Genomic DNA, 26,454 nt, shown 5'->3' on the forward strand with positions numbered 1-26,454 from the left:
GTTCACGGCAAGTGTCCCTGGGGTGAATGGAGGGTTGGAGCCATGGCGTTCAGGCGAACTGGCGCACGTCCACGAAGTGCCCATACACAGCGGCGGCAGCGGCCATGGCCGGCGAGACCAAGTGCGTGCGCCCGCCTGCGCCCTGGCGGCCTTCGAAGTTGCGGTTGCTGGTGCTGGCGCAACGCTCGCCGGGCTCCAGGCGGTCGGCGTTCATGGCCAGGCACATCGAGCAGCCGGGCTCGCGCCATTCGAAGCCTGCGGCCTTGAAGATCTCGTGCAGGCCTTCGCGCTCGGCCTGCTCCTTCACCAGGCCGGAGCCGGGCACCACCATGGCCAGCTTGATGTTCTTGGCGACCTTCTGGCCCAGCTTCTTGACCACGGCGGCGGCCTCGCGCATGTCTTCGATGCGGCTGTTGGTGCACGAGCCGATGAACACCTTGTCCACGAAGATGTCGTTCAGCGCCTTGCCGGGCGCCAGGTTCATGTAGGTGAGCGCGCGCTCCATCGCGCCGCGCTTGTTGGCGTCCTTTTCCTTGTCGGGATCGGGCACGCGGGCATCCACGCCCAGCACCATCTCGGGCGAGGTGCCCCAGGTGATCTGCGGCACGATGTCCGCGGCGTTCAGCGTGACCACCGTGTCGAAGTGCGCGTCGGCATCCGACTGCAGCGTCTTCCAGTAGGCCACGGCATGGTCCCACTCCACGCCTGTGGGCGACAGCGGCCGGCCCTTCACGTAGTCGATAGTCTTGTCGTCCACCGCCACCAGGCCGGCGCGCGCGCCCGCCTCGATGGCCATGTTGCAGACCGTCATGCGGCCTTCGATGCTGAGGGCTCGGATCGCCGGGCCGCCGAACTCGATGGTGTAGCCCGTGCCGCCGGCCGTGCCGATCTTGCCGATGATGGCCAGCACGATGTCCTTGGCCGTCACGCCGGGCGCGACCTGGCCGTCCACGCGGATGAGCATGTTCTTGGCCTTCTTGGCCAGCAGGGTCTGTGTGGCCATCACATGCTCGACCTCGCTGGTGCCGATGCCGTGCGCCAGCGCGCCGAAGGCGCCGTGCGTGCTGGTGTGGCTGTCGCCGCACACCACCGTCATGCCGGGCAGCGTGGCGCCGTTCTCGGGGCCGATCACGTGGACGATGCCCTGGCGCTTGCTCATGAACGGAAAGAACGCCGCCGCGCCGACCTCGGCGATGTTCTTGTCGAGCGTGGTGATCTGCTCCTTGCTGATGGGGTCGGTGATGCCGTCGTAGCCCAGTTCCCAGCCGGTGGTGGGCGTGTTGTGGTCCGCCGTGGCGACGATGGAGCTGACGCGCCAGACCTTGCGGCCGGCCTGGCGCAGGCCCTCGAACGCCTGCGGGCTGGTCACTTCGTGCACCAGGTGGCGGTCGATGTAGAGGATGGCGGTGCCGTCCTCTTCGGTGTGGACGACGTGCTCGTCCCAGATCTTGTCGTACAGGGTGCGTCCCATGGCGGTCTCTTTGGTGGGTTTCAGGTGGGGTGGATGATTTTAGGAAGGCTCGGGCAGGGCAGGTGGCACCAAGTGTTCGACCAGCAGCCGGGCCGTGACCGGCAGGGTGTCGAAGTCGCGGGCCACCAGGCGCAGCTCGCGCTGGCCCCAAGGCTCGTCGAGCGCGACGGATTGCAGCCGGCCCACGCCGCGCATCAGCGCGAAGGCCCGGTCCGGCAGCAGGCCCACGCCCAGGCCGTTGTCGATCATGCGGCACATGGCGTCCAGCCCGGTGACCTGGATGCGCTGGCGCAGCGGGCGCCCGGCCTGCGCGGCCGCCTGGTGCATGGCCAGGCTGATGCTGCTGTTGGCCTGCAGGCCCACGATGTCGCAGTCGAGGATTGCTTCAAATTTGATAGCAGCATGCCGGGACAATACATGCCCTTGAGGCACGACGAGCACCAAACGGTCGCTGCGGTAGGGGCGGCTTTGCAGGCCCTCGGGTTCGGCGGCGGCGCCGGTGTGGCACAGCCCCAGGTCGGCCGCGCCTTCGCGCACGGCCTGCAGCACGTCGGGGCTCAGGTGTTCCTGCAGGTCGATCTTGACCTGGCTGTGCGCGCGAGCAAAAGCCCCGAGGTCCTCGGGCAGGAACTGCACGATGGCCGAGATATTGGCGTGCATGCGCACATGGCCGCGCACCCCGTCGGCGTATTCGCTCAGTTCGCCCTGCATGCGCTCCAGGCCGAACAGCACGGTGCGGGCGTGGTGCAGCAGGCTTTCGCCGGCGGGCGTGAGGGTGACGCCGCGGCTGTGCCGGTAGAGCAGGGCGGTGTCCACCGCGGTTTCCAGGTCGGACAGGCGTTTGCTGACGGCGGAGGCAGCGATGAATTCCCGCTCCGCCGCACGGCCGATGCTTCCCAGCTCGCAAACGGCCACGAAGAGCTGCAGCGAGGTGAGATCGATTCGGCGCGCAAAACTGCGCTCGGAGCTTTTCATCGTGGTTGGAGAATTCTCTGAATCAGAGAGTTGCCGTATTTTCTCGCATGAAAATGCTCCGAGCCATCGTGGTATGCGATGGCTTTGCTGCCCATTCGCGCAAAAAAACGGCGCCCGAAGGCGCCGTTGGCGGTCAAGGCCTAGCCTGGCGGCGATCAGCTGAACAGGTTCTTCAGCCGGTCGGTCCAGCTTTCGCCGCTGGGCGAGTGCTTGGCGCCGCCCTTCTTGAGCGACTCTTCCAGCTCGCGCAGCAGCTTGCGCTGGTGCTCGGTCAGCTTGACCGGCGTTTCCACCGCGATATGGCAGTACAGATCGCCGGGATAGCTGGCCCGCACGCCCTTGACGCCCTTGCCGCGCAGGCGGAACTGCTTGCCGGCCTGGGTGCCTTCGGGAATGTCGATGGCCGCCTTGCCCTGCAGCGTGGGCACTTCGATCTCGCCGCCCAGCGCGGCCGTGATGAAGCTCACGGGCACCTGGCAATGCAGGTCGTCGCCGTCGCGCTCGAAGATGTCGTGCTTCTTCAGGCGGATCTCGATGTACAGGTCCCCCGGCGGGCCGCCGTTGGTGCCCGGCTCGCCGTTGCCGGTGCTGCGGATGCGCATGCCGTCGTCGATGCCGGCGGGGATCTTCACTTCCAGCGTCTTCTGCTTCTTGACCTTGCCCTGGCCGTGACAGGTGGTGCAGGGCTCGGGAATGATCTTGCCCGTGCCGCGGCAATGCGGGCAGGTCTGCTGCACGCTGAAGAAGCCCTGGCGCATCTGCACCGTGCCGGCGCCGGCACAGGTGGTGCAGGTCTTGGCGCTGGTGCCCGGTTTTGCGCCGCTGCCGTGGCAGGTCTCGCACGATTCCCAGGAGGGAATGCGGATCTGCGCGTCCTTGCCCTTGGCCGCCTCTTCGAGGGTGACCTCCATCGCGTAGCTCAGGTCGCTGCCGCGATAGACCTGGCGCCCGCCCTGGCCGCGCCCGCGCGCGCCGCCCTGGCCGAACATGTCGCCGAAGATGTCCCCGAAGGCCTCGGCAAAGCCACCGAAGCCTTCCGCACCCGCGCCGCCGGGGCCGCGCATGTTCGGGTCCACGCCCGCGTGGCCGTACTGGTCGTAGGCGGCCCGCTTCTGCGGATCGGAGAGCATTTCATAAGCCTCTTTGGCTTCCTTGAACCGCTCTTCGGCAGGCTTGGCCGCGTCACCCTGATTGCGGTCAGGGTGGTGCTTCATCGCGAGCTTGCGATAAGCCTTCTTGATCTCTTCGTCCGAGGCGTTCTTTGGAACGCCCAGAACTTCGTAAAAGTCTCTCTTGGACATGGTCTTTCCGAGCTCGGTTGGAACAGGAACGCCGCGCTGGCCCTTGTGCAGGGCCTGGCGCGGCGGCTAGTCGGGCACGCGAGCGCGCTCAGCCTTTCTTCACTTCCTTCACTTCAGCGTCCACCACGTTGTCGTCGTGCGGCGCTGCGCCTGCGGACGATGACGACGCGCCTCCCTGCGGTGCTGCACCTTCCGTGCCACCCTGGGCCGCAGCCTGGGCGGCCTGCGCATCGGCGTACATCTTCTCGCCGAGCTTCTGGCTGGCCGTCATCAGCGCGGTCGTCTTCTCGTCGATGGCCGCCTTGTCTTCGCCCTTGAGCACGTCTTCCAGGGCCTTCACGGCGGACTCGATCTGCTCTTTCTCGGCCGCATCGAGCTTGTCGCCGTGTTCGGCCAGGCTCTTGGTCACGCTGTGCACGGCGGCTTCGCCCTGGTTGCGCGCCTGGACCAGTTCCAGCTTCTTCTTGTCGTCGGCCGCGTTCAGCTCGGCGTCCTTCACCATCTTCTGGATCTCGTCCTCGGACAGGCCCGAGTTCGCCTTGATGGTGATCTTGTTTTCCTTGCCCGTGCCCTTGTCCTTGGCACCCACGTGCAGGATGCCGTTGGCATCGATGTCGAAGCTCACCTCGATCTGCGGCACGCCGCGGCCGGCCGGCGGAATGCCTTCCAGGTTGAACTCGCCCAGCAGCTTGTTGGCGCTGGCCAGTTCGCGTTCGCCCTGGAACACCTTGATCGTCACGGCCGGCTGGTTGTCATCGGCGGTCGAGAAGGTCTGCGCGAACTTCGTCGGGATCGTGGTGTTCTTGCTGATCATCTTGGTCATCACGCCGCCCAGCGTCTCGATGCCCAGCGACAACGGCGTCACGTCCAGCAGCAGCACGTCCTTGCGGTCGCCCGACAGCACCTGGCCCTGGATGGCAGCGCCGACGGCCACGGCTTCATCGGGGTTCACATCCTTGCGCGGGTCCTTGCCGAAGAACTCCTTGACCTTGTCCTGCACCTTGGGCATGCGGGTCATGCCGCCGACCAGGATCACGTCATGGATGTCCGACACGCTGATGCCGGCGTCCTTGATGGCCGTGCGGCAAGGCGCGATCGTGCGTTCGATCAGCTCTTCCACCAGCGCTTCGAGCTTGGAGCGCGTGAGCTTGATGTTCAGGTGCTTCGGACCGGAGGCGTCTGCCGTGATGTAGGGCAGGTTGATGTCGGTCTGCGCGCTGTTGGACAGCTCGATCTTGGCCTTCTCGGCGGCTTCCTTCAGGCGCTGCAGGGCCAACACGTCCTTGGACAGGTCGACGCCCTGGTCCTTCTTGAACTCGGAAATGATGTAGTCGATGATGCGCTGGTCGAAGTCTTCGCCGCCCAGGAACGTGTCGCCGTTGGTGGACAGCACTTCGAACTGCTTTTCGCCATCGACGTCGGCGATCTCGATGATGGACACGTCGAACGTGCCGCCGCCCAGGTCATACACGGCGATCTTGCGGTCGCCCTTTTCCTGCTTGTCCAGGCCGAAGGCCAGGGCCGCAGCGGTGGGCTCGTTGATGATGCGCTTGACATCCAGGCCCGCGATGCGGCCGGCGTCCTTGGTGGCCTGGCGCTGGGCGTCGTTGAAGTACGCCGGCACCGTGATGACGGCTTCCGTCACTGGCTCGCCCAGGTAGTCTTCGGCCGTCTTCTTCATCTTGCGCAGGATGTCGGCGCTGACCTGCTGGGCCGAGATCTTGTTGCCGCGCACTTCGACCCACGCGTCGCCGTTGTCGGCCGCCGTGATCTTGTAGGGCATCAGGTCGATGTCCTTTTGCACTTCCTTTTCGGTGAACTTGCGGCCGATCAGGCGCTTGATGGCGTACAGCGTGTTGCGTGGGTTGGTGACCGCCTGGCGCTTGGCCGAGGCGCCGACCAGCACTTCGCCGTCTTCCTGGTAGGCCACGATGGACGGCGTGGTACGCGCGCCTTCCGAGTTCTCAATCACCCGGGTGGTGTTGCCTTCCATGATGGACACGCAGCTGTTGGTGGTGCCCAGGTCGATGCCAATGATTTTTCCCATGTTGTTCTCCGAGATTTTGAAAAAGATTTGGATGCCGATAACTTGTGGATAACTTGGCCGGCTTCAAGCCGTCGCCTGCAGTTTTTCTTTGGGTCGGCGGGCGCTTACTTGGGCGCGGACACCGTGACCAGGGCAGGGCGCAGCACGCGCTCCGCGATCACGTAGCCTTTTTGCAACACGGACACCACCGTGTTGGGCTCCTGCTCGGCGGGCACCATGCTGATGGCCTGGTGCTGGTGCGGGTCGAACTTGTCGCCCGCATTGGGATTGATGGCCAGCACCTTGTTGCGCTCCAGGGCGGAGGTGAGTTGGCGCAACGTGGCGTCCGAGCCTTCGCGCAACTGCTCGATCGTGGCGTCCTTGATGGCCAGGGCCGCTGCCAGGCTGTCGGCCACGGGGAGCATGCTTTCCGCAAAGCTCTCGATGCCGAACTTGCGGGCCTTGGAGATTTCTTCCTCGGCACGGCGGCGGGCGTTTTCCGCCTCGGCCTTGGCGCGCAGGAATTGATCGGCCAGATCGGCGCTCTTGGCCTTCAGCTCGGCCAGTTCGCCCTGCAGGCGGCCCATTTCATCGGAGGCATGCGCCGCCATCGCGGCTTCGACTTCTTCAGGGGAGGGGGACGCGTCCCCATGAGAGGTGGTGGCTGGATTGTGTTGATCGGACATGTCGATTTCTTCTGAAAGTGAACGGTACGCGCGGCAGATGGGGTGCCACTCGGCGGATTTCAAGCGAAAAGGCGACGTTTGCACGCAGATGCATCGGGCTGGCGTCGGTCTCGGCCGGCGTGAGTGTACAAGCGCGCAGCCTTGGGGCTATAATCGCCGGCTTTGCCTTGCCACACCGCTTCTAGACGCAGCGGGTGGTTTCATCCACAAGGAGTTTGCATGCGTCACTACGAAATCATTTTGTTGATCCATCCGGATCAAAGCGAACAAGTTCCAGCCATGCTGGAGCGCTACAAGGGCATGATCGTCGCCGGCGGCGGCAAGGTGCACCGCGTGGAAGACTGGGGCCGCCGTCAACTGGCGTACCTGATCAACAAGTTGGCCAAGGCCCACTACCTGTGCGTGAACATCGAAGCCGACCAGGCCGTGATGGCTGAACTGGAGCACGCCTTCAAGTTCAACGACGCCGTTCTGCGCCACCTGACGGTTCAAAAGAAGAAGGCCGATACGGGCCCTTCCTCGATGATGAAGACCGTCGAGCGCGAAGAAGCCCGCAAGGCCAGCCAGGCCGAGTTCGCCGCTTCGGGCGAGCGCTGATCCATCGACTGGAGGAGTGGAAAACCACGTTGTCCTCACCGCCTGTATCGCCGAGGCTCAAGCCCTGCGCTACACGCCTGCTGGACTGCCGGCCTTGGATCTGAAGCTCGAACACGGGTCTCAGCAGCAAGAAGCCGGTGCACAGCGCGAGGTCAAGGCGGTCGTGAAAGCCATTGCCTTTGGCACGCTTGCCGAACGATTGGCAAGACAGGCGCTCGGCAGCCTCTGGATCTTCCGGGGGTTTCTGGCGACGTCGCGCAACGGCAAAGGTCTGGTTTTCCACATCCAGGATATTCAACAAGATTAATTTTCAAGAGGTCCGAAAATGGCCACGTTCAAGAAGTTCAACAAAGACAAGCGCCCGAAGCGCAACACCCAGTCGCTGCTGTTCAAGCGCAAGCGCTTTTGCCGCTTCACCGTCGCCGGCGTCGAAGAAATCGACTACAAGGATGTCGACACGCTGCGTGATTTCATCGCCGAAAATGGCAAGATCATCCCCGCACGCCTGACCGGCACGCGCGCCATCTATCAGCGTCAGCTGAATACCGCCATCAAGCGCGCGCGCTTCCTGGCCCTGGTGCCTTACAGCGACCAGCACAAGATCTAAGGAGCAACAGTCATGCAAATCATCCTGCTCGACAAGGTTGTGAACCTCGGCAACCTCGGCGAAATCGTCAAGGTCAAAGACGGCTACGCCCGCAACTTCCTGATTCCTTCGGGCCGCGCACGCCGCGCCACCGAATCCGCCAAGGCCGAGTTCGAAGCCAAGCGCGCCGAACTCGAAAAGGCCGCCGCTGCGAAGCTGGCCGAGTCCCAGGCCCAAGGCGAGAAGCTCGGTGGCACGACCATCAAGCTGACGCAAAAGGCGGGTGTGGACGGCCGCCTGTTCGGCTCCGTGACCAACCACGACATCGCCGAAGAGCTGAACAAGCAAGGCTACAAGGTCGTGAAGTCGCAGATCCGCCTGCCCAATGGCCCGATCAAGGTCGTTGGCGACAACACGGTGAGTGTGGCCCTGCACACCGACGTGGTGGTGGACGTGACCGTTTCGGTCTACGGCGAAACCGCGTAAAGAAAAAGCGCTGCCTCTGGCATCGATCGCGAAGCCGCCCTCGGGCGGCTTTCGCGTTTCTGGCCGGCTGTTCCATGCACCGGTCACCCACCGCCTGTGAACAGCTTGTCCACAGACTTGTCATCCCAGTCTTCCCATCTGCCTGACGGTAACCCACCGCGCCCGCCGCGAGAGGACCTTTTGCCATGACCCTCGAGTCCCTTTCCATCGACGCGGACTTCGCTCCGGCGCCGGACCGCGAAGTCGCCCAGCTGCGCGTGCCGCCGCATTCCCTGGAGGCCGAGTCCAGCGTGCTGGGTGGCCTGCTGCTGGACAACATGGCCTGGGACCGCGTGGGCGATCTGCTGGTGGACAGCGATTTCTACCGCCACGAGCACCAGCTCATCTATTCGGCCATCGGCGCGATGATCAACACCAGCAAGCCCGCCGATGTGATCACCGTTTACGAGCGCCTGCAGGGACTGGGCAAGTCGGAGGAGATCGGCGGGCTGGCCTACCTCAACAGCCTGGCCCAGTACGTGCCGAGCGCGAGCAACATCCGGCGCTACGCCGAGATCGTGCGCGAGCGCTCGATCCTGCGCAAGCTGGTCACGGCCAGCGACGAGATCGCCACGAACGCCTTCAACCCCAAGGGCAAGCCGGTCGAGCGTATCCTGGATGAGGCCGAGCAGAAGATCTTCGCCATCGGCGAAGAGGGCTCCCGCATGAAGCAGGGCTTCCAGTCGTTGGACACGCTGGTGGTGGATCTGCTGGACCGTGTCCAGGAAATGGCCGACAACCCGGTGGACGTGACCGGCGTGCCCACGGGTTTCGCCGATCTGGACCGCATGACATCGGGTCTTCAAGCGGGCGACATGGTGGTGCTGGCGGCACGGCCATCCATGGGCAAGACCTCGTTCGCCGTGAATATCGCCGAGCATGTGGCGCTCAACGAAGGCCTGCCCGTGGCCATCTTCTCGATGGAAATGGGCGCGGCCCAGTTGGCGGTGCGGATCGTGGGCTCCATCGGCCGCGTGAACCAGGGCAACCTGCGCACCGGCAAGCTGACCGACGAGGAATGGCCGCGGCTGACCGAGGCCATCGAACGCCTGCGCACTGTGTCGCTGCACATCGACGAAACACCGGGCTTGACGCCTGGCGAGTTGCGCGCCAATGCGCGCCGGCTGGCGCGCCAGTGCGGCAAGCTCGGGCTGATCGTGGTCGATTACCTGCAGCTCATGAGCGGCTCGGGCTCGTCCAGCTCGGACAATCGCGCCACCGAGCTGGGCGAAATCTCCCGGGGCCTCAAGATGCTCGCCAAGGAGTTGCAGTGCCCGGTAATCGCGTTGTCGCAGCTCAACCGCTCGGTGGAGCAGCGCACCGACAAGCGGCCCATGATGTCCGATCTGCGCGAATCCGGCGCCATCGAGCAGGATGCCGACATCATCATGTTCATCTACCGCGACGACTACTACAACAAGGACAGCAAGGAGCCGAACGTGGCTGAGGTCATCATCGGCAAGCAACGGAACGGCCCCACCGGCACGGTGAAGCTGTTCTTCCAGAAGAACCAGACGCGCTTCGAAAACCTCGCCATGGGCTCCGGCGACGACTTCTAGGCGTCTGGGATCAAAAAGGCCTCCAGCGCATATTTTTCTAGGGCATGTTGCTATAAATTAAATAGCAAACGACCAGAATGCGGTGCAGGCCCTGTCAGTTGCCGCCCAGTGCCCAGGCCAGCAGCCCCGCCGTCGCAACGCCGATCAGTGCCACCGCGATCGTCAGGCGCTGGCTGCGCACGCGCAGCGCATCCACCGCGCGCACGAGCTGGGCGTTCTGCTCGGCCAGCGAGCCGATCAGCACGGCCGACGCCTGCTGCTCCGCCTCCAGCGCCTGCACCCGCTGGCGCAGCGCGGCCAGGCCGTCCTCCGTGCCGTCGGGCAGGGGCGCGGCGGCGGTGGCTGCCGGCCCTTTCTGCGTCTGGCCCAGCAGCCGCCGGGCGGCCTGCAGGATCTGGGGCGTCGCTTCGATCACGTCGCCCCAGGGCACCAGCTTCAGCGCGGTCATCCATCCCACGGCCATTACCGGATGCTCCTGTTCACAGCACTTCGCTGGCGAAGTCCGCCAGGCGTGAGCGCTCGCCGCGCGCCAGGGTGATGTGGCCGCTGTGCGGCCAGCCCTTGAAGCGGTCCACCGCATAGGTCAGGCCGGAGGAGCCTTCGGTGAGGTAGGGCGTGTCGATCTGCGCCAGGTTGCCCATGCAGATGATCTTGGTGCCCGGGCCCGCCCGCGTGATGAGCGTCTTCATCTGCTTGGGCGTGAGGTTCTGCGCCTCGTCGATGATCACGTACTTGTTCAGGAAAGTGCGCCCGCGCATGAAGTTCATGCTCTTGATCTTGATGCGGCTGCGGATCAGCTCGTTGGTGGCTGCGCGGCCCCATTCGCCGGCGTTGCCGCCGTCGCCCTTGGCCAGGAATTCGAGGTTGTCGTCCAGCGCGCCCATCCACGGGCCCATCTTTTCCTCTTCGGTGCCGGGCAGGAAGCCGATGTCCTCGCCCACGCTCACCGTGGCGCGGGTCATGATGATCTCAGTGTAGCGGCGCTCGTCCAGCACCTGCGTGAGGCCGGCGGCCAGCGCCATCAGCGTCTTGCCGGTGCCGGCCGTACCGGTGAGGGTGACGAAGTCCACCTCGGGGTCCATGAGCAGATTCATGGCGAAGTTCTGCTCGCGGTTGCGGGTGTTCACGCCCCAGATGGCGTTCTTGGCCGAGCCGTAGTCCTTGAGTGTCTGCAGCACCGCCGTGCGGTCGCGGATCTCGGTCACGCGGGCGAACAGGCTGGGCTCGCCGGGGGCCTCGAAGTAAACGAACTGGTTGATCATCAGCTGCGGCACGATCGGCCCGCCGATGCGGTAGTACGTGTGCACGCCGCTCTGCCAGCTTTCTACGTTCTTGCCGGTCTTGATCCAGAAGTCGGCCGGCAGCGCCAGCAGGCCCGAGTACAGCAGGTCGCCGTCTTCGAGCGTCTTGTCGTTCTGGTAGTCCTCGGCGTTCAGGCCGAGCGCGCGCGCCTTGACGCGCATGTTGATGTCCTTGGACACCAGCACGACTTCGCGCGGGGCATGCAGCTTGCGCAGCGCCTCGACGACGCCCAGGATCTGGTTGTCGGCTTTGCCCTGGGGCAGGCTGGTGGGCAGGCTGTAGTCGAGCGGCGCCGTCTGGAAATACAGGCATCCGCCGGCCGCGCGCTGGCCGGTGGAGTCGAGCTTGAGCCCGCGCGCGATGTCGGCGCCCTTCGCGGCGGCCAGGGCGTCGAGCGTGCGGCTGGCCTGGCGTCCGTTGCGGGCGACCTCGGTCATGCCTTTCTTGTGGCCGTCGAGTTCCTCGAGCACGATCATCGGCAGGAAGATGTCGTGTTCCTCGAATCGGAAGAGGCTGGTCGGATCGTGCAGCAGCACGTTGGTGTCCAGCACGAACATCTTCTTGGGGCCATTGCCGCGCACCTTGCGGCTGCGGGCACCGGCCGCTGCGACAGGGGCGGATACCGTCGGCTCGGGTGCGGCAACGGCGCGTGCCTGCACGGGCTCCGCCATCGCAGGTTCGCGGGCCTGCGCAGGTGCGGGGGCTGGCGAGCTGCGGCGGCGCGAAGGCGCGCGCTGCTCTTGTGGCGCCGCCGTGTCCTTGGCGACGGGCGCCGGAGCGCGTGCCGCGGGGCTTTCGACACGCGGGCTGGACTCGCGGGCGGCCTGCGCCGTGCGCGCTGGCTTGCGGGTGGAGCGGGGGGCGGGGAGGCTGGAAGGTTCGACGGCTTGGATCGATTCGTCCGCCGTATTCAGGTCGGCGCGTGCCGCTGCCTGGTGGTAAGCATCGGGAGAGAGCAGCGCGGCGCGCCGGGTGGGAGCGGGGGGCAGGGGCATGGTGCAATGGCCTCGATGGGATGTTCAGAAAGCAAAAAGCCGCCTGGAGGCCGAGGCGGCTTTTGGGTGAGGGAAGGGCGTTGCGTTTCTCAGCAGCATCGACCCATTATGCATGCTCACCATGACGGGCCACGGCGCAATGCCGCAGCCTTTTCAGGCGGCTTTCTTGAGGGCCTTGATGGACTTCACGGCCTTGAGCACTTCGTCCACATGGCCCGGCACCTTGAGGCCGCGCCATTCGTGGGCCAGGATGCCGTCGGGGCCGACCAGGAACGTGCTGCGCTCGATGCCCTTGACCTTCTTGCCGTACATGATCTTGTTCTTGACCACGCCGAACATGTGGCACATTTTTTCTTCGGTATCGGCGATCAGTTCGAACGGGAGTTCGAGCTTTTCCTTGAAGTCGTCGTGCGACTTCATGTTGTCGCGCGACACGCCGAAGACGGCAGCGCCGGCCTTGACGAAGTCTTTGTACTTGTCGCGGAACTGCATGGCTTCGGTGGTGCAGCCAGGGGTGTTGTCCTTGGGATAGAAGTACAGAATCAGAACCTGGCCAAGATGCGAGGTATTGGAGACCTTGATCCCCCCAGTCGCGTTGGCTTCAAATTCAGGCAGGGGTTTGTTGACAACGATCGCCATGGCACTCAATCTCTCAGGATGAAAGTCGTTGAAAAGCCGGGGGAGCGGTGTGTGTTATTGCTCTTGGAGGGCCCCCGACCGCAACCGGAGATTTTACCTTGAAACGGACTCTTTCGCACTCTTTCAGGCCCTGCAGTCTGTAACCAAAGTACACAACTCGTGGTCAAGCGGCCTCCAGCAGCAGGGCCGCCACCACATTGCGTCCCTCGCCTGCCAGGATGTTGTAGGTACGGCAGGCCGCCGGGGTGTCCATGGTTTCCAGGCCCATCCGTTTGGCCATCAGCGGCTGAAGCCAGGCAGGCGGAGGAAACCGGTTGCGCGTGCCGCTGCCGAAGAGGATGAGCTCGGCATCCAACTCGGCCAGTTGCGCGAAGTGCGCCGGCGTGAGGTCTTCGAAGCGCGCGCAGGCCCACGCCTGCCGCAGCCCGCGCGAGCCGAGAATCACGCTCGTCGTGAGCTTTTCGCCATCCACACCGATCCAGCCGGGGCCGTAGGCGCTGATGGTCTGCGTTTCGGAGCGGTCGGGTTGAAATTTCATGCGTCGCGGGGGCGGGTAGCCCTTTCGGGGAAAAGGGGCGCGGCAAGGGGCCAAAGGCCCCGGTGCGCTGCGGGAACTGTGGTCAAATTATAGGTTTCGCCACAGAGGCAATGCCTCCTGGCGGGTCATCGATCCCCGTGTCCGGCTCCGTTCCCTTTTTCGCCAGCGCATGAAGACCATCCACAAATCCGCGAAGCTCAATAACGTTCTCTACGATGTCCGGGGCCCGATCGTGGACGCGGCCAAGCAGATGGAGGACGAGGGGCAGAAGATCATCAAGCTGAACATCGGCAACCTCGCGCCGTTCGGCTTCGACGCCCCCGAAGAGATCCAGCAGGACATGATCCGCAACCTGCCCAACTCGGCGGGCTACTCGGACAGCAAGGGCATCTTCGGCGCGCGCAAGGCGGTGATGCACTACAGCCAGCAGCAGGGCGTGGCGGGCGTGACGCTCGACGACATCTACCTGGGCAACGGCGCGAGCGACCTGATCGGCATGGCCACCAATGCGCTGCTCGACGACGGCGACGAGCTGCTGGTGCCCGCGCCCGACTACCCCCTGTGGACGGCCGTCGCCAGCCTGTCGGGCGGCAAGCCCGTGCACTACCTGTGCGACGAGGCCAACGGCTGGATGCCCGACCTGGACGACATCCGCGCCAAGATCACGCCGCGGACCAAGGGCCTGGTGGTCATCAACCCCAACAACCCCACGGGTGCGATGTACTCCGACGAACTGCTCAAGGCGCTGGTGCAGGTCGCCCGCGAGCACGGCCTGGTGCTGCTGGCCGACGAGGTGTACGACAAGGTGCTGTACGACGGCGTCACGCACAGGGCGCTGGCCAGCCTGTCCACCGACGTGCTCACGCTCACCTTCAACTCGCTCTCCAAGGCCTACCGCTCGTGCGGCTACCGCGCGGGCTGGATGGTGATCTCGGGCAACAAGGAGGTGGCCCGCGATTACATCGAGGGCATCAACATGCTCGCCAACATCAAGCTGGGCTCCAACGTGCCCGGCCAGTGGGCCATCCAGACGGCGCTGGGCGGCTACCAGAGCATCAACGACCTGGTCCGGGAAGGCGGGCGCCTGCGGCGCCAGCGCGACCTGGCCTATGAGCTCATCTCGGCGATCCCGGGCGTGAGCTGCGTGAAACCCAAGGCGGCGCTCTACATGTTCCCCCGCCTGGACCCCGCGATGTACCCCATCGCCGACGACCGCCAATTCTTCATGGAGGTGCTGCGCGCCACGCGCGTGATGCTGGTGCAGGGCTCGGGCTTCAACTACCCCGACCAGCAGCACTTCCGCATCGTGTTCCTGCCGCACGAGGACGATCTGCGCGTGGCCATCGGCCGCCTGGCGGATTTCCTCTCCAAGTACCGGCAGCAGCACGGCACCGCCTGATCCTGTACTCCTATTTTCATAGCTGCCAGCGCATATCCATCTAGCGCTGCAGTGCAATTTGACTGGTAATTCGATCATGAAACCGATCCAAGTGGGCCTGCTGGGCATTGGCACCGTCGGCAGCGGCGTCTTCAACGTGCTGCAACGCAACCAGGAAGAAATCCGCCGCCGCGCCGGCCGTGGCATCGAGATCGCCATGGTGGCTGACCTCGACGCGGCCCGCGCCAAGACCGTCGTGGGTGACACCGCCCAGGTGGTGAGCGATGCGCGCGCCGTCATCGCCAACCCCGACATCGACATCGTGGTCGAGCTGATCGGCGGCTACGGCATTGCCAAGGCCCTGGTGCTGGAGGCCATCGCCGCCGGCAAGCACGTGGTCACCGCCAACAAGGCGCTGCTGGCCGTGCACGGCACCGAGATCTTCGCGGCCGCGTCGGCCAAGGGCGTGATGGTGGCTTTCGAGGCTGCCGTGGCCGGGGGCATCCCGATCATCAAGGCGCTGCGCGAAGGGCTCACCGCCAACCGCATCCAGTGGATCGCCGGCATCATCAACGGCACCACCAATTTCATCCTGTCGGAGATGCGCGACAAGGGCCTGGACTTCGACGTGGTGCTGAAAGAGGCGCAGCGTCTGGGCTATGCCGAGGCCGACCCGACCTTCGACATCGAAGGCGTGGACGCCGCGCACAAGGCCACCATCATGTCGGCCATCGCCTTCGGCATCCCGGTGCAGTTCGACAAGGCCTATGTGGAAGGCATCACCAAGCTCGGCGCGGTCGATATCCGCTATGCCGAGCAACTCGGTTACCGCATCAAGCTGCTGGGCATCGCGAAGCGCCGCCAGGGCGACGCGGCCAAGCGCCTCTCTGACGGCGTGGAGCTGCGGGTGCACCCCACGCTCGTGCCCGCGAAGCGCCTGATCGCCAACGTGGAAGGCGCGATGAACGCCGTGGTCGTGCAGGGCGATGCCGTGGGCACCACGCTGTACTACGGCAAGGGCGCCGGCAGCGAGCCCACGGCCAGCGCCGTGATCGCCGATCTGGTGGACATCACCCGGCTGGCTTCGGCCGACCCCGAGCACCGCGTGCCGCACCTGGCCTTCCAGTCGCACACGCTCGACCAGGCCATGGGCACGCTGCCCGTGCTGCCCATGAGCGAGGTCGTCACCAGCTACTACCTGCGCCTGCGCGTGGCCGACGAGGCCGGCGTGCTGGCCAAGGTCACGGGCCTGCTCGCCACGGCCGGCATCAGCATCGACGCGGTGCTGCAGCGCGAGGCCGACGAGGTGGGCGGCGAAGGTTCCACGCACACCGACCTCATCATCCTCACGCACGACACGCGCGAGGGCACGATGAACGACGCCATCGCGCAGATGCAGGCGCTGCCCACGGTGCTGGGCCCCATCACGCGCATCCGCAAGGAGGAGCTGAACTGATGCTGTACGTCTCGACACGCGGCCACGCAGACCGCAAGCATTTCTGCGACATCCTGCTGGAGGGCCTCGCGCCCGATGGGGGCCTGTACCTGCCCGAGCGCTACCCGCAGATCGACGACGCGGCGCTCACTCGCCTGCGAAAGGCCTACCACGAGCAGGGCTACGCGGAACTGGCATTCCAGATCCTGTCGCTCTACATCGACGACATTCCCGCGGCGGATCTCAAGCGCCTGTGCGAGAAGACGTACACGGCCGAAGTGTTCGGCACCGGCGAGATCGTGCCGCTGCGCCATCTGGAAAACAGCCTGTGGCTGGAAGCCCTGTCCAACGGCCCCACGCTGGCCTTCAAGGACATGGCGATGCAGCTGCTGGGCAACCTGTTCGAATACGAACTGGCGCGCCGCGGCGAAACGCTCAACATCCTGGGCGCGACCAGCGGCGACACCGGCAGCGCCGCCGAATACGCCATGAAGGGCAAGCAGGGCGTGCGCGTCTTCATGACCAGTCCGCACGGCCGCATGAGCGCGTTCCAGCAGGCGCAGATGTTCAGTCTGCAAGACGAGAACATCCACAACCTCGCCATCGAGGGCGTGTTCGACGACTGCCAGGACATCGTCAAGGCCGTGAGCAACGACCTGGCCTTCAAGCGCCAGTACAAGATCGGCACCGTCAATTCGATCAACTGGGCGCGATTGCTGGCGCAGGTGGTGTACTACTTCGCGGGCTACGTGCAGGCCACCGACACGAACGACCAGAAGGTGAGCTTTACCGTGCCGTCGGGCAACTTCGGCAACGTCTGCGCGGGCCACGTGGCCCGCATGATGGGCCTGCCGATCGACCAGTTGGTGGTGGCGACGAACGAGAACGACGTGCTGGACGAGTTCTTCCGCACGGGCGTCTATCGCGTGCGCGGCAGCGCCGACACGCACGAGACCTCCAGCCCGTCGATGGACATCAGCAAGGCGAGCAACTTCGAGCGCTTCGTGTTCGACCTGCTCGGCCGCGATGGCGCCCGCACGCAGGCGCTGTTCGGCGAAGCCCTGGCCCGGGACGGCGCGTTCGACCTGAGCGGCGATCCAGCGTTTGCCCAGGCGGCGGGGCGCTATGGCTTCGTGAGCGGCAAGAGCACGCACGCGGACCGCATCGCGACCATCCGCGACACGTTCCAGCGCTTCGCCGTGACGATCGACACCCACACCGCCGACGGCGTGAAGGTGGCGCGCGAGCACATCCGTCCCGGCGTGCCGATGCTGGTGCTGGAAACCGCGCTGCCCATCAAGTTCGCCGAGACCATCGTCGAGGCGCTGGGCCACCCGCCCGAGCGGCCGGCCAAGTTCGAGGGCATCGAGGCGCTGCCCAAGCGCGTGCAGGTCATGCCGGCCGACGTGGTGCTGGTCAAGGCCTACATCAGCCGCCACTGCGCCTGAGTCCGTCCAGGCGGGTTTTGTGCCGAATCGGGCCGATGCCCTAGTGCTTATTGTTCCTTTTGCTATTGAATTAATAGCAAAACACAGGAGTTCGCAATGAAGGTGGTGGGCTTTGCCGGGTTCTCGGGCAGCGGCAAGACCACGCTGATCGAGCGGCTCATTCCCGCGCTGGGCCGGCGCGGGCAGCGGGTGTCGGTGGTCAAGCACGCGCACCACCGGTTCGACGTCGATCACCCCGGCAAGGACACCTGGCGCCACCGCGAGGCCGGGGCGTTCGAGGTGGTGGCCGCTTCGGACCGGCGGCTGGTCCTGATGCGCGAGTTCGCCCAGCCCACCGAGCCCGGCGTGCACGGCCTGCTGGCCGAGCTGGACGACCGGGTGGACTGGGCTCTGGTGGAGGGCTTCAAGGAGTGCGATCTGCCCAAGGTGGAGGTGTGGCGCTCGCCGTCGCCCGACTACGGCGAGCGCAGCGTGCGCTACCCGCACGACCCGTTCATCGTCGCCGTGGTGACCGATGCCCCCGCCCGCCTGCCCGTGCCCACCGGCCTGCCCGTCTTCGATGGCTGGGCTGGCCCGGTCGATGCCCTGGCGGACTGGCTGATCGGCCAGGGCCCGCACTTTCACTATGTTCCGCCACCGCCTGGAGTCCGCTGAATGCCCGCTGCTGTTGCCGCTGCCGCCCGCCCCCCGATGAAACCCCTGGACGAAGCGCTGGCCGATCTGTTGGCCCTGGCCACACCGCTGGCCGGCACCGACACGGTGGACACGTTCGATGCCGATGGCCGTGTGCTGGCCGTGGCGGCCGTCTCGCCGCTGCAGGTGCCGCCCCATGACAACAGCGCCATGGACGGCTATGCCGTGCGCCGGGCCGACGTGGCCGCGCCCGGGGCGCAGCTGCCCGTGTCGCAGCGCATCGCGGCCGGCAGCGCGGGCCTGCCGCTGGCCGCGGGCACGGCGGCGCGCATCTTCACCGGCGCGCCGGTGCCGCCCGGGGCCGATGCGATCGTGATGCAGGAAGACTGCCAGGCGCTGGAGGGCGACCGCGTGCAGGTCCATGCCGTGCCCGCCGCCCACCAGTGGATTCGCCGCGCGGGCGAGGACATCGCGCTCGGGGCCGAGGTGCTGGCCGCGGGCACGCGGCTCACGCCGGCCGCGCTGGGGCTGGCCGCGAGCATCGGCCTGGCACGGCTGACCGTGGCGCGGCGCCCGCGCGTGGCGCTGTTTTCGACCGGCGACGAACTCGTCATGCCCGGCGAGGTGGACCCGGCCCGCATGCCGCCCGGCGCCATCTACAACAGCAACCGTTTCTTTCTGCGGGGGCTGCTGCGCCGGCTGGGCTGCGCGGTGACCGACCTGGGCATCGTGCCCGACCGGCGCGAGGCCACGCTGGAGGCGCTGCGCGGCGCCAGCCTGGAGCACGACCTGATCCTGACCAGCGGTGGCGTGTCGGTGGGGGAGGAAGACCACGTCAAGCCCGCCGTCGAGGCCCTGGGCCGGCTGGATCTGTGGCAGATCGCCATGAAGCCCGGCAAACCCTTCGCCCATGGCCGCATCGGCGCCGCGCACTTCATGGGGCTGCCGGGCAACCCGGTATCGAGCTTCATGACCTTCGCGCTGCTGGTACGCCCATTCCTGCTGCGGCTGCAGGGCATGCAGGCCGTCGCCCCGCAGAGCGTGGCCGCCACGGCCGACTTCGACTGGCCGCGCGCGGACCGGCGCCGGGAGTTCCTGCGCGTGCGGCGCAACGCGGCGGGCGGGCTGGACCTGTTTCCCCACCAGGGATCGGGCGTGCTCACGTCGGTCGCCTGGGGCGACGGCGTGGTGGACACCCCGGCCGGCCAGACCATCGCGCGGGGCGATACCGTGCGCTTCATTCCCTGGGCGGAGCTGCAGTCATGAGCCGCACCGTCACCGTGCGCTACTTCGCCGCGATCCGCGAGGCCGTGGGGCAGGGCAGCGAACGCCTGGCCACGCAGGCGGCCACGCTGGGCGCGCTGCGCGACGAGCTCATCGCGCGCGGCGGGCCCTGGGCGCACAGCCTGGGCCGCGGCCGCGCGGTGCGCATGGCGCTCGACCAGACGCTGAGCGACGAATCCGCGGCGCTGGCCGATGGGGCGGAAGTGGCGTTCTTTCCGCCCGTCACGGGCGGTTGAAGGCCGGCGCGCCCGTGGCCTGACGCGCCCTTTTTCGATGCCTGCTTCCGACACGCCGCTTCTGCCGTTGCTGCAGGCCCTGGAGGTCGAGCTGCACCGGCCGGCCGCGCGCGGGGACGCCGCCCGGTTGGACGCATTGCTGCACGACGACTTCCGCGAGTTCGGCCGCTCCGGCGCGGTCTACACCAAGGCCGACCTCCTGTCGCAACTGCCGGCCCAGGCGCAACATGCCGTGGTGGTCCCGGACCGCTTCGAGGTCCGGCGTCTCGGTGAATTCGCCGCGCTGCTCACGTACCGCTCGGCGCGGCGGTTGGCCGACGGAACCCTGGAGCGGTGGACGCTGCGCACCTCGGTGTGGGAGCGGTCTGCGCACGGGTGGCAGATGCGCTTTCACCAGGGAACACCTGCTGCGCCCGGCGGGTCGCCCGGCCTCGAAACACCGACGGCACCGGCTGACGGCGCTCCATCGATCGGTGCCGCCAGTGCCTGAGATCGCCTACAGGCGCTGAGGCCCTTCGCCCGCTTCGTCTCAATCTCCCATCGGTGCGGCGGACGGCTCGCCGCGCGGCAGGGCCGCCAGCGCCTGCTGCAGCCGCTGCACCAGGGCCGGGGAGGCCGACGCCATCGGGGCGCGCAGTTCGTCCGCCATCTCGCCCTGCGCGGCCAGCAGGGCCTTGATGGGCGCGGGGTTGGGCTCGGCGAAGCACATTTCCACCCACGGAACGATCGCCTGCCAGAGCCTGCGGGCCCGCTCCAGGTCCCCGGCCGCGACGGCGTCCAGGCAGTCCACCCATTCGGCCGTCTGCCAGTGCGCGCTCGCGGCGATGGCCCCGGCGCCCCCGAGCGCGACGGTGGTGAACGCCTGGGCGTCCTCGCCCGCCAGCACCTGCAGCGCACCGTCTGCGATCAGTGCCTGCGTCTTCGCCGCGCTACCGCCGCAGTCCTTCACGGCGCGGAGGTTCGGGTGCGCCGCCAGGCTGCGCAAGGTGGCCAGGTCGAGCGTAGCGCCGGTGCGGTAGGGAATGTCGTAGACGATGAGCGGGACCGCGCTGGCATCGGCGATCGCCCGGAACCACTGCTGGAGCCCCGCCTGCGACGGCCGGATGGAATGCGGCGCCGGCACCAGCAGCCCGGCGAGCGGCTGCGGGGCCAGGCTGCGCACCCGCGCCAGCACCTGGCCCATGTGGCAGCCCGACAGGCCCATCACCACCGGCAGGCCGGCTGCATGCTCGATCACCGTGGCCAGCACGGCGTCCTGCTCGAGCGCGTCCAGCGCCCCGGCCTCTGCGGTGGAGCCGCAGGCCACGAAACCCGCGATGCCCGTGCCGCGCAGCCGCTGCACGAGGGCCTTCAGGGCGGCATGGTCCACGGCGCCGTGGCGGAACGGGGTGACGAGGGGAATCCAGAGGCCGGAGAAATCGCCGCGGGCCCGCGGGGCGGGTGGGCGGGCGGCTGCATGGGAATGGGAATGGGAATGGGTGGAACGTGAACGCACGGGAACATCCTTTCAGGCAACGACCGAGGGAGCCGTCCGGGATGCGTGCGCCGACCGTGATGGCGGCAGGCGTTCAAAAAGAGAAAAAGGGGAGAGGGGCCTGCCGCGCGGTTCCGTCGCTCATCCGGACGGAACCGCAGCTCCGGTCAGATGAGCTGGGGTTTTTTGGCTTGGCCTGCGCACGCCGCCACGGACCGGAGGGTCCGCGAAGGCGAAGGGGCGTGCGAAGGCATGGCGGGCAGTATAGCCAGGGCGGCGCGGTGCCGGCTGCCATCATCGGGCGCACCGGCCGTCGCTCCCCTCATCGCCCCTCGAATTGGCTGTAGACGGACGGGTCCAGTTCGCCCGAGTTCGTCATGGTCCGGTCTTGCAGGTATTCGGTGGTGTCCAGTTCGCCCGAGTGGTGCACGACCTCGCTGTCCAAGGTCATTTCCTGCAGCCCGCTCAATTGCTCGCGAAGGCCCGTCATGCGCTGGCTGAGATTGGACGGCATGTCAGCGCCATAGACCGCTGCCGAAATCTCGCCCTGCAGCCGATGCAGATCGTTTTCGCAAACTCCCAGCGCCGCACTCGAACGGGCGGTGCGCTGCGCCTGCACGTTGTTGAGCATGTTGTTGACCTCGGCGAAGGCGCTGTCCAGGCGTTGTGCCCGGGTCTGCGGCGCAGGGGTCGCACCACCACGGCGTGTCAGTCCCGAGAGGATGCCGCCCGACGATGCCGTCGACGAAGCGCGGCGCTGGCCTGGTGCCGGTGGCTGGAGGTCAGAGGATGGTGCCCGGCGAGGCGGGCTGGAGGTGGCGCCTCCACGAATGCATGCGTTTCCCACGGTCAAACTCCTGAAAAGGAGCGGATGGTGCGTTCTGGTCCGTGAAAAGAGAGGTGAAAAGGCGAAGCAATGCCGTGTCATGCGAATGCAGTGCGGTGTGGCGATCGGCCCGTGGATCACGGGGGATCGCAGTGGCCATCCAGCGAAAGAGTCCGCCGGAAGGCGTCACGGCGGAGGCGGGGCGGACGGCAGTTCCGGGCAGCGCCAGTTCAGCAGTTCCGCCAGGCGCAGCGTGATCCAGCGCGCCTCGGGGTGCGCCACGCCGGAATCGGGCGTGGCCAGCCCGGCATGGATGCGCAGCAGGATCTCGGCCTCCGACGGGGCCTGCACGTGGTAGAGCGTCTGCGCCTGCTCCACCAGATGGCAGGCCAGGTCTTCGCATAGCTCATAGCGCTCGCGCACCACGGCGGCCGGCTCGGACAGGCGCTGGCGGGCGTCGCTGTACACCGCCATGAACGAGGGCGGGACGTGGATCTGGTTCTCGTCGTGCATGGCGGAGCGGGCTCAGTCGGGCGTGAACAGGCGCACGAACCGCTCGGCGTCCTCGGCCAGCTCGAACGTGGCGAGCTGGCCCATCTTGCCGTCCGCCAGGCGGTGGGCCGCGAACAGGCTGTAGCGGCCCCGCAGGTCATAGCTCGGCAGGTCGATCAGCGCGTAGGGGTGGGGCTGGAAGACCTCGTGTTCGAACACCACGCGGTGCTGGTTGCGCGGTGACGGAAAGAGCTTGTAGCGGTCGGTGGTGACAGTCAGGGTGGCCATGCGGAAATGAAAGCGAAAGGGACGGCGGCGCGGTGCGAGGCGCGAGGGGAGGGCGCGGCGGCACGCTGGGCCAAGCCGGCCACTTTAGCAAAGGCGCTCTTTTTTCGGCCGGCGCCGGCGGCGGGGCGGTTTCCGTGACAATCGCGGTTTGTGAACGCACGCACAAGGACAACGCCGCATGGCACGCAATTCGAGAGACAAAGACGAGTGGGCCGGCAAGGTCTTCGCCCTCATCCAGGGCGGCAACACCCAGGCGGCCATCGCGCAGGTGAAGGTCGCGCCGTCGGTGAACGACGTGGTGCGGCTGCAGGCCATGCTGGCGCGCGTGCCGGCGTCCCCCGCGCGGCGCCAGCTCGACCAGGTGATCGAGGAAGAGCGCGGGCTGCTCTCCGCCCCGCGCCTGCACCGCTCGCCATGAGCCGCACCGTCGCCAAGCCCTGTTCGCTGCGCCCATGAACCCCGTTCCCGCTCCACGCCCGATCGCCCCGCCCCGGGTGGCCGTCCAGGCGGGCGACTTCGACGTGTCCGCGGAGCTGGCGGCCCTGCGCGCGGGCGACCCGCGGGTGGGCGCGGTGTGCTGCTTCGTGGGCACCGTGCGAGACCACAACGCCGGCGATGCCGTCGCATCGATGGAGCTGGAGCATTACCCCGGCATGACCGAGAAATCCATCGAGGCCATGGTGGACGAGGCGCTGCGCCGCTTCGAGCTGTTCGGCGTCCGGGTGGTGCACCGCGTGGGGCTGCTGCAGCCGCAGGACCAGATCGTGCTGGTGGCGGTGACCTCGGCCCACCGGGGGCAGGGCTTTCAGGCTTGCGAGTTCCTCATGGACTACCTCAAGACCCAGGCGCCGTTCTGGAAGAAGGAGGCCACGCCCCAGGGCGCGCGCTGGGTCGATGCCCGGGTGAGCGACGACGCGGCGCTGGCGCGCTGGGGGATTGCCGCCGTTCCCAATGCCGCAGAAGGCTTGGGGTGAAATAGGCCTTCACCGCATATTCCACTAGGGCATATTGCTATTAATAAGTGAGCATACGGCATTCTTTGAAATGCTTGCCTGAATTTGACCCCGCGCATGCTCTGCCGTGGGGCGCGCGCTTGAAATGTGCCGCTACCTCCCCCAACTGCGTTGCAATTCGGAGGACATTTCAACCATGCGTCTCGACAAATTCACCACCAAGTTCCAGGAAGCCCTGAGCGACGCGCAGTCGCTGGCTCTGGGCAACGACAACGCCTACATCGAACCCGTGCACATGCTGGTCGCCATGCTGCGCCAGGATGACGGCCCGCGGGCGCTGCTGCAGCGCGCCGGCGCCAACGTGCCGGGGCTGCTGTCCGCGGCCGAGGCCGCCGTCAAGCGCCTGCCCCAGGTGCACGGGCAGGACCAGGTGCAGGGCGGCCCCGAGCTGGGCCGCGTGCTGCAGGCCACCGAGAAGGAGGCCATCAAGCGCGGCGACCAGTTCATCGCCAGCGAGCTGTTCCTGCTCGCGCTGGTGGACAGCAAGGGCGATGCCGCCCAGATCGCCAAGGACAACGGCCTGACCCGCAAGAGCCTGGAGGCCGCCATCGACGCCGTGCGCGGCGGCCAGAAGGTGGACAGCGCCGAGGCCGAGGGCCAGCGCGGCGCCCTCGCCAAATACTGCATGGACCTCACCGAGCGCGCCCGCATCGGCAAGCTCGACCCCGTGATCGGCCGCGACGACGAGATACGCCGCGCCATCCAGGTGCTGCAGCGCCGCACCAAGAACAACCCCGTGCTGATCGGCGAGCCCGGCGTGGGCAAGACCGCCATCGTGGAGGGCCTGGCCCAGCGCATCGTGGCCGGCGAGGTGCCGGAATCGCTCAAGGGCAAGCGCGTGCTGTCGCTGGACATGGCGGCCCTGCTGGCCGGCGCCAAGTACCGCGGCGAGTTCGAGGAGCGCCTGAAGAGCGTGCTGAACGAGCTGGCCAAGGACGAGGGCCAGACCATCGTCTTCATCGACGAGCTGCACACCATGGTCGGCGCCGGCAAGGGCGAGGGCGCCATGGATGCGGGCAACATGCTCAAGCCGGCGCTGGCGCGCGGCGAGCTGCACTGCGTGGGCGCGACCACGCTCGACGAATACCGCAAGTACATCGAGAAGGACGCGGCCCTGGAGCGGCGCTTCCAGAAGATCCTGGTGGGCGAGCCCACGGTGGAGGCCACCATCGCCATCCTGCGCGGCCTGCAGGAAAAGTACGAGGTGCACCATGGCGTGGACATCACCGACCCGGCCATCGTGGCCGCGGCCGAGCTGTCGCACCGCTACATCACCGACCGCTTCCTGCCCGACAAGGCCATCGACCTCATCGACGAGGCCGCATCCAAGATCAAGATCGAGATGGACTCCAAGCCCGAGGTCATGGACCGGCTCGACCGGCGGCTGATCCAGCTGCAGATCGAGCGCGAGGCCGTGCGCCGCGAGAAGGACGAATCCTCGCAAAAGCGCTTCGCGCTGATCGAGGAAGAGATCGGCAAGCTGCAAAAGGAAATCGCCGACTACGACGAGATCTGGCAGTCCGAAAAGGCCCAGGCGCAGGGCAGCGCGCATGTGCGCGAAGCCATCGACAAGCTCAAGTTCCAGATCGAGGAGTTCACCCGCAAGGGCGACTTCAACAAGGTGGCCGAACTGCAGTACGGCAAGCTGCCCGACCTGGAAAAGCAGCTCAAGGAAGCGCAGGCCAAGGAGGCCGGCAAGGACGGCGCAGGCAGCGCGCCGCGCCTGCTGCGCACGCAGGTGGGCGCCGAGGAGATCGCCGAGGTGGTGAGCCGCGCCACGGGCATTCCCGTGGCCAAGATGATGCAGGGCGAGAAGGACAAGCTCCTGCAGATGGAGGACAAGCTGCACGAGCGCGTGGTGGGCCAGGACGAGGCCATTGCCGCGGTGGCCAACGCCATCCGCCGCTCGCGCTCGGGCCTGTCCGACCCGAACCGGCCCACGGGCTCGTTCCTGTTCCTGGGCCCCACGGGCGTGGGCAAGACCGAGCTGTGCAAGGCGCTGGCGGGCTTTTTGTTCGACAGCGAAGACCACCTGATCCGCATCGACATGAGCGAGTTCATGGAAAAGCACTCGGTGGCCCGCCTGATCGGCGCGCCGCCCGGCTACGTGGGCTATGAAGAAGGCGGCTACCTCACCGAGGCCGTGCGCCGCAAGCCCTACAGCGTGCTGCTGCTCGACGAGGTGGAAAAGGCCCACCCCGACGTTTTCAACGTGCTGCTGCAGGTGCTGGACGATGGCCGACTGACCGATGGCCAGGGCCGCACCGTGGACTTCAAGAACACGGTGATCGTGATGACGAGCAACATCGGCTCGCACCTCATTCAGGCGATGGTGGGGCAGGATTCGGACGACATTAAGGAAGCGGTGTGGGGGGAACTCAAGAACCATTTCCGACCCGAATTCCTGAACCGCATCGACGAGACGGTGGTGTTCCACGCACTGGATGCGAAGAACATCGAAGCGATTGCACGCATCCAGTTGCAGTTGCTCGAAGCGCGTTTGGCGAAAATGGACCTGCACCTGCAGGTGTCCGAGACGGCGCTGGCCGAGCTGGCGAAGGTCGGTTTCGACCCCGTGTTCGGTGCGCGGCCGCTCAAGCGGGCGATCCAGCAGCGGCTGGAGAATCCGCTGTCGAAGCTGCTGCTGGAAGGCCGGTTCGCGCCCAAGAGCGTGATTCCGGTCGATGTGGACCCGGTACTCGATCCGGGCGTGTTCCGGTTCGGCGATGCCCTGACGCAGGGTTGAG

General features: G+C 66.7%; 28 protein-coding genes. 15 read left to right on the plus strand and 13 right to left on the minus strand.

What is annotated here, in order from left to right; translation table 11 throughout:
• Positions 1-49: 49 nt before the first annotated feature.
• The 5 genes from leuC to grpE form a co-directional block, all read right to left on the minus strand.
• Positions 50-1,471, minus strand: a complete 1,422-nt coding sequence (gene leuC, locus M5C98_RS06010) for a 3-isopropylmalate dehydratase large subunit (protein WP_272551591.1) — start codon at positions 1,469-1,471, stop codon at positions 50-52.
• Between the two features lie 39 nt (positions 1,472-1,510).
• The gene (locus M5C98_RS06015) at positions 1,511-2,446 is read right to left on the minus strand and encodes a LysR family transcriptional regulator (protein WP_272551592.1); all 936 of its coding nucleotides are present in this window, start codon (positions 2,444-2,446) and stop codon (positions 1,511-1,513) included.
• A gap of 155 nt (positions 2,447-2,601) precedes the next feature.
• Positions 2,602-3,747: a molecular chaperone DnaJ gene (dnaJ, locus tag M5C98_RS06020; protein ID WP_272551593.1), complete on the minus strand. Its 1,146-nt coding sequence runs from the start codon at positions 3,745-3,747 to the stop codon at positions 2,602-2,604.
• Between the two features lie 88 nt (positions 3,748-3,835).
• Complete coding sequence (dnaK, locus tag M5C98_RS06025) at positions 3,836-5,794, minus strand: molecular chaperone DnaK (protein WP_272551594.1); 1,959 nt, start codon at positions 5,792-5,794, stop codon at positions 3,836-3,838.
• A 104-nt stretch (positions 5,795-5,898) separates the two neighbouring features.
• Positions 5,899-6,459, minus strand: a complete 561-nt coding sequence (gene grpE / locus M5C98_RS06030) for a nucleotide exchange factor GrpE (RefSeq protein WP_272551596.1) — start codon at positions 6,457-6,459, stop codon at positions 5,899-5,901.
• A 219-nt stretch (positions 6,460-6,678) separates the two neighbouring features.
• Here grpE and rpsF point away from each other — a divergent pair, with 219 nt between their 5' ends.
• From rpsF to dnaB, 5 genes are all read left to right on the plus strand, one after another.
• A complete protein-coding gene (gene rpsF / locus M5C98_RS06035; RefSeq protein ID WP_272551597.1) occupies positions 6,679-7,056 on the plus strand; it encodes a 30S ribosomal protein S6 in 378 nt (125 codons plus the stop codon).
• 16 nt (positions 7,057-7,072) lie between these two features.
• Positions 7,073-7,363: a primosomal replication protein N gene (gene priB / locus M5C98_RS06040; RefSeq protein ID WP_272551598.1), complete on the plus strand. Its 291-nt coding sequence runs from the start codon at positions 7,073-7,075 to the stop codon at positions 7,361-7,363.
• 18 nt (positions 7,364-7,381) lie between these two features.
• The gene (rpsR, locus tag M5C98_RS06045) at positions 7,382-7,663 is read left to right on the plus strand and encodes a 30S ribosomal protein S18 (protein ID WP_011794373.1); all 282 of its coding nucleotides are present in this window, start codon (positions 7,382-7,384) and stop codon (positions 7,661-7,663) included.
• Between the two features lie 12 nt (positions 7,664-7,675).
• Entirely contained in the window at positions 7,676-8,128 is a 453-nt protein-coding gene (gene rplI, locus M5C98_RS06050) for a 50S ribosomal protein L9 (protein ID WP_272551600.1), read from the plus strand.
• Between the two features lie 185 nt (positions 8,129-8,313).
• The gene (dnaB, locus tag M5C98_RS06055) at positions 8,314-9,726 is read left to right on the plus strand and encodes a replicative DNA helicase (RefSeq protein ID WP_272551601.1); all 1,413 of its coding nucleotides are present in this window, start codon (positions 8,314-8,316) and stop codon (positions 9,724-9,726) included.
• A 94-nt stretch (positions 9,727-9,820) separates the two neighbouring features.
• On the opposite strand, the gene M5C98_RS06060 is transcribed toward dnaB, so the two are convergent.
• From M5C98_RS06060 to M5C98_RS06075, 4 genes are all read right to left on the minus strand, one after another.
• Positions 9,821-10,189, minus strand: a complete 369-nt coding sequence (locus M5C98_RS06060; RefSeq protein ID WP_272551602.1) for a hypothetical protein — start codon at positions 10,187-10,189, stop codon at positions 9,821-9,823.
• A gap of 16 nt (positions 10,190-10,205) precedes the next feature.
• A complete protein-coding gene (locus tag M5C98_RS06065) occupies positions 10,206-12,023 on the minus strand; it encodes a PhoH family protein (RefSeq protein WP_272551604.1) in 1,818 nt (605 codons plus the stop codon).
• Between the two features lie 153 nt (positions 12,024-12,176).
• Positions 12,177-12,662, minus strand: coding sequence for a peroxiredoxin (locus M5C98_RS06070; RefSeq protein ID WP_272551605.1), 486 nt, complete (start codon positions 12,660-12,662; stop codon positions 12,177-12,179).
• 163 nt (positions 12,663-12,825) lie between these two features.
• A complete protein-coding gene (locus M5C98_RS06075; RefSeq protein WP_272551606.1) occupies positions 12,826-13,200 on the minus strand; it encodes an Mth938-like domain-containing protein in 375 nt (124 codons plus the stop codon).
• 169 nt (positions 13,201-13,369) lie between these two features.
• On the opposite strand from M5C98_RS06075, the gene M5C98_RS06080 reads away from it, so the two are divergent.
• From M5C98_RS06080 to M5C98_RS06110, 7 genes are all read left to right on the plus strand, one after another.
• Complete coding sequence (locus M5C98_RS06080) at positions 13,370-14,599, plus strand: pyridoxal phosphate-dependent aminotransferase (protein ID WP_272551607.1); 1,230 nt, start codon at positions 13,370-13,372, stop codon at positions 14,597-14,599.
• 76 nt (positions 14,600-14,675) lie between these two features.
• Entirely contained in the window at positions 14,676-16,034 is a 1,359-nt protein-coding gene (locus tag M5C98_RS06085; RefSeq protein ID WP_272551608.1) for a homoserine dehydrogenase, read from the plus strand.
• Positions 16,034-17,461 (plus strand): threonine synthase, encoded by a 1,428-nt coding sequence (gene thrC, locus M5C98_RS06090; RefSeq protein WP_272551609.1) that lies wholly within the window; start codon positions 16,034-16,036, stop codon positions 17,459-17,461. Before M5C98_RS06085 ends, thrC begins: the two co-directional genes overlap by 1 nt.
• A 96-nt stretch (positions 17,462-17,557) precedes the next feature.
• Positions 17,558-18,115 carry a molybdopterin-guanine dinucleotide biosynthesis protein B gene (gene mobB, locus M5C98_RS06095; RefSeq protein WP_272551611.1) on the plus strand — a complete coding sequence of 186 codons (558 nt, stop codon included), beginning with the start codon at positions 17,558-17,560 and terminating at the stop codon, positions 18,113-18,115.
• Positions 18,116-19,360, plus strand: coding sequence for a molybdopterin molybdotransferase MoeA (locus M5C98_RS06100; RefSeq protein WP_272551612.1), 1,245 nt, complete (start codon positions 18,116-18,118; stop codon positions 19,358-19,360).
• On the plus strand, positions 19,357-19,614 hold the full coding sequence (moaD, locus tag M5C98_RS06105; protein WP_272551613.1) for a molybdopterin converting factor subunit 1: 258 nt from the start codon (positions 19,357-19,359) through the stop codon (positions 19,612-19,614). The genes M5C98_RS06100 and moaD overlap by 4 nt, the downstream gene beginning before the upstream one ends.
• A gap of 37 nt (positions 19,615-19,651) precedes the next feature.
• Positions 19,652-20,104 carry a nuclear transport factor 2 family protein gene (locus tag M5C98_RS06110; protein WP_272551614.1) on the plus strand — a complete coding sequence of 151 codons (453 nt, stop codon included), beginning with the start codon at positions 19,652-19,654 and terminating at the stop codon, positions 20,102-20,104.
• A gap of 39 nt (positions 20,105-20,143) precedes the next feature.
• On the opposite strand, the gene M5C98_RS06115 is transcribed toward M5C98_RS06110, so the two are convergent.
• The 4 genes from M5C98_RS06115 to M5C98_RS06130 form a co-directional block, all read right to left on the minus strand.
• Positions 20,144-21,109: a dihydrodipicolinate synthase family protein gene (locus M5C98_RS06115; protein ID WP_442867239.1), complete on the minus strand. Its 966-nt coding sequence runs from the start codon at positions 21,107-21,109 to the stop codon at positions 20,144-20,146.
• A 301-nt stretch (positions 21,110-21,410) separates the two neighbouring features.
• A complete protein-coding gene (locus M5C98_RS06120; protein WP_272551616.1) occupies positions 21,411-21,935 on the minus strand; it encodes a hypothetical protein in 525 nt (174 codons plus the stop codon).
• 165 nt (positions 21,936-22,100) lie between these two features.
• Positions 22,101-22,427 carry a hypothetical protein gene (locus M5C98_RS06125; RefSeq protein WP_272551617.1) on the minus strand — a complete coding sequence of 109 codons (327 nt, stop codon included), beginning with the start codon at positions 22,425-22,427 and terminating at the stop codon, positions 22,101-22,103.
• A gap of 12 nt (positions 22,428-22,439) precedes the next feature.
• Positions 22,440-22,694: a hypothetical protein gene (locus tag M5C98_RS06130; protein WP_272551618.1), complete on the minus strand. Its 255-nt coding sequence runs from the start codon at positions 22,692-22,694 to the stop codon at positions 22,440-22,442.
• A gap of 178 nt (positions 22,695-22,872) precedes the next feature.
• Between M5C98_RS06130 and M5C98_RS06135 the strand changes: the two genes are divergently transcribed.
• From M5C98_RS06135 to clpB, 3 genes are all read left to right on the plus strand, one after another.
• Positions 22,873-23,112, plus strand: a complete 240-nt coding sequence (locus M5C98_RS06135) for a hypothetical protein (protein ID WP_272551619.1) — start codon at positions 22,873-22,875, stop codon at positions 23,110-23,112.
• A gap of 34 nt (positions 23,113-23,146) precedes the next feature.
• Positions 23,147-23,668, plus strand: coding sequence for a molybdopterin synthase catalytic subunit MoaE (gene moaE, locus M5C98_RS06140; protein WP_272551620.1), 522 nt, complete (start codon positions 23,147-23,149; stop codon positions 23,666-23,668).
• A 175-nt stretch (positions 23,669-23,843) separates the two neighbouring features.
• Complete coding sequence (gene clpB / locus M5C98_RS06145) at positions 23,844-26,453, plus strand: ATP-dependent chaperone ClpB (protein WP_272551621.1); 2,610 nt, start codon at positions 23,844-23,846, stop codon at positions 26,451-26,453.
• Position 26,454: the final 1 nt, after the last annotated feature.

Source organism: Acidovorax sp. NCPPB 3576 (assembly GCF_028473605.1).
Lineage (GTDB): Bacteria > Pseudomonadota > Gammaproteobacteria > Burkholderiales > Burkholderiaceae_C > Paracidovorax.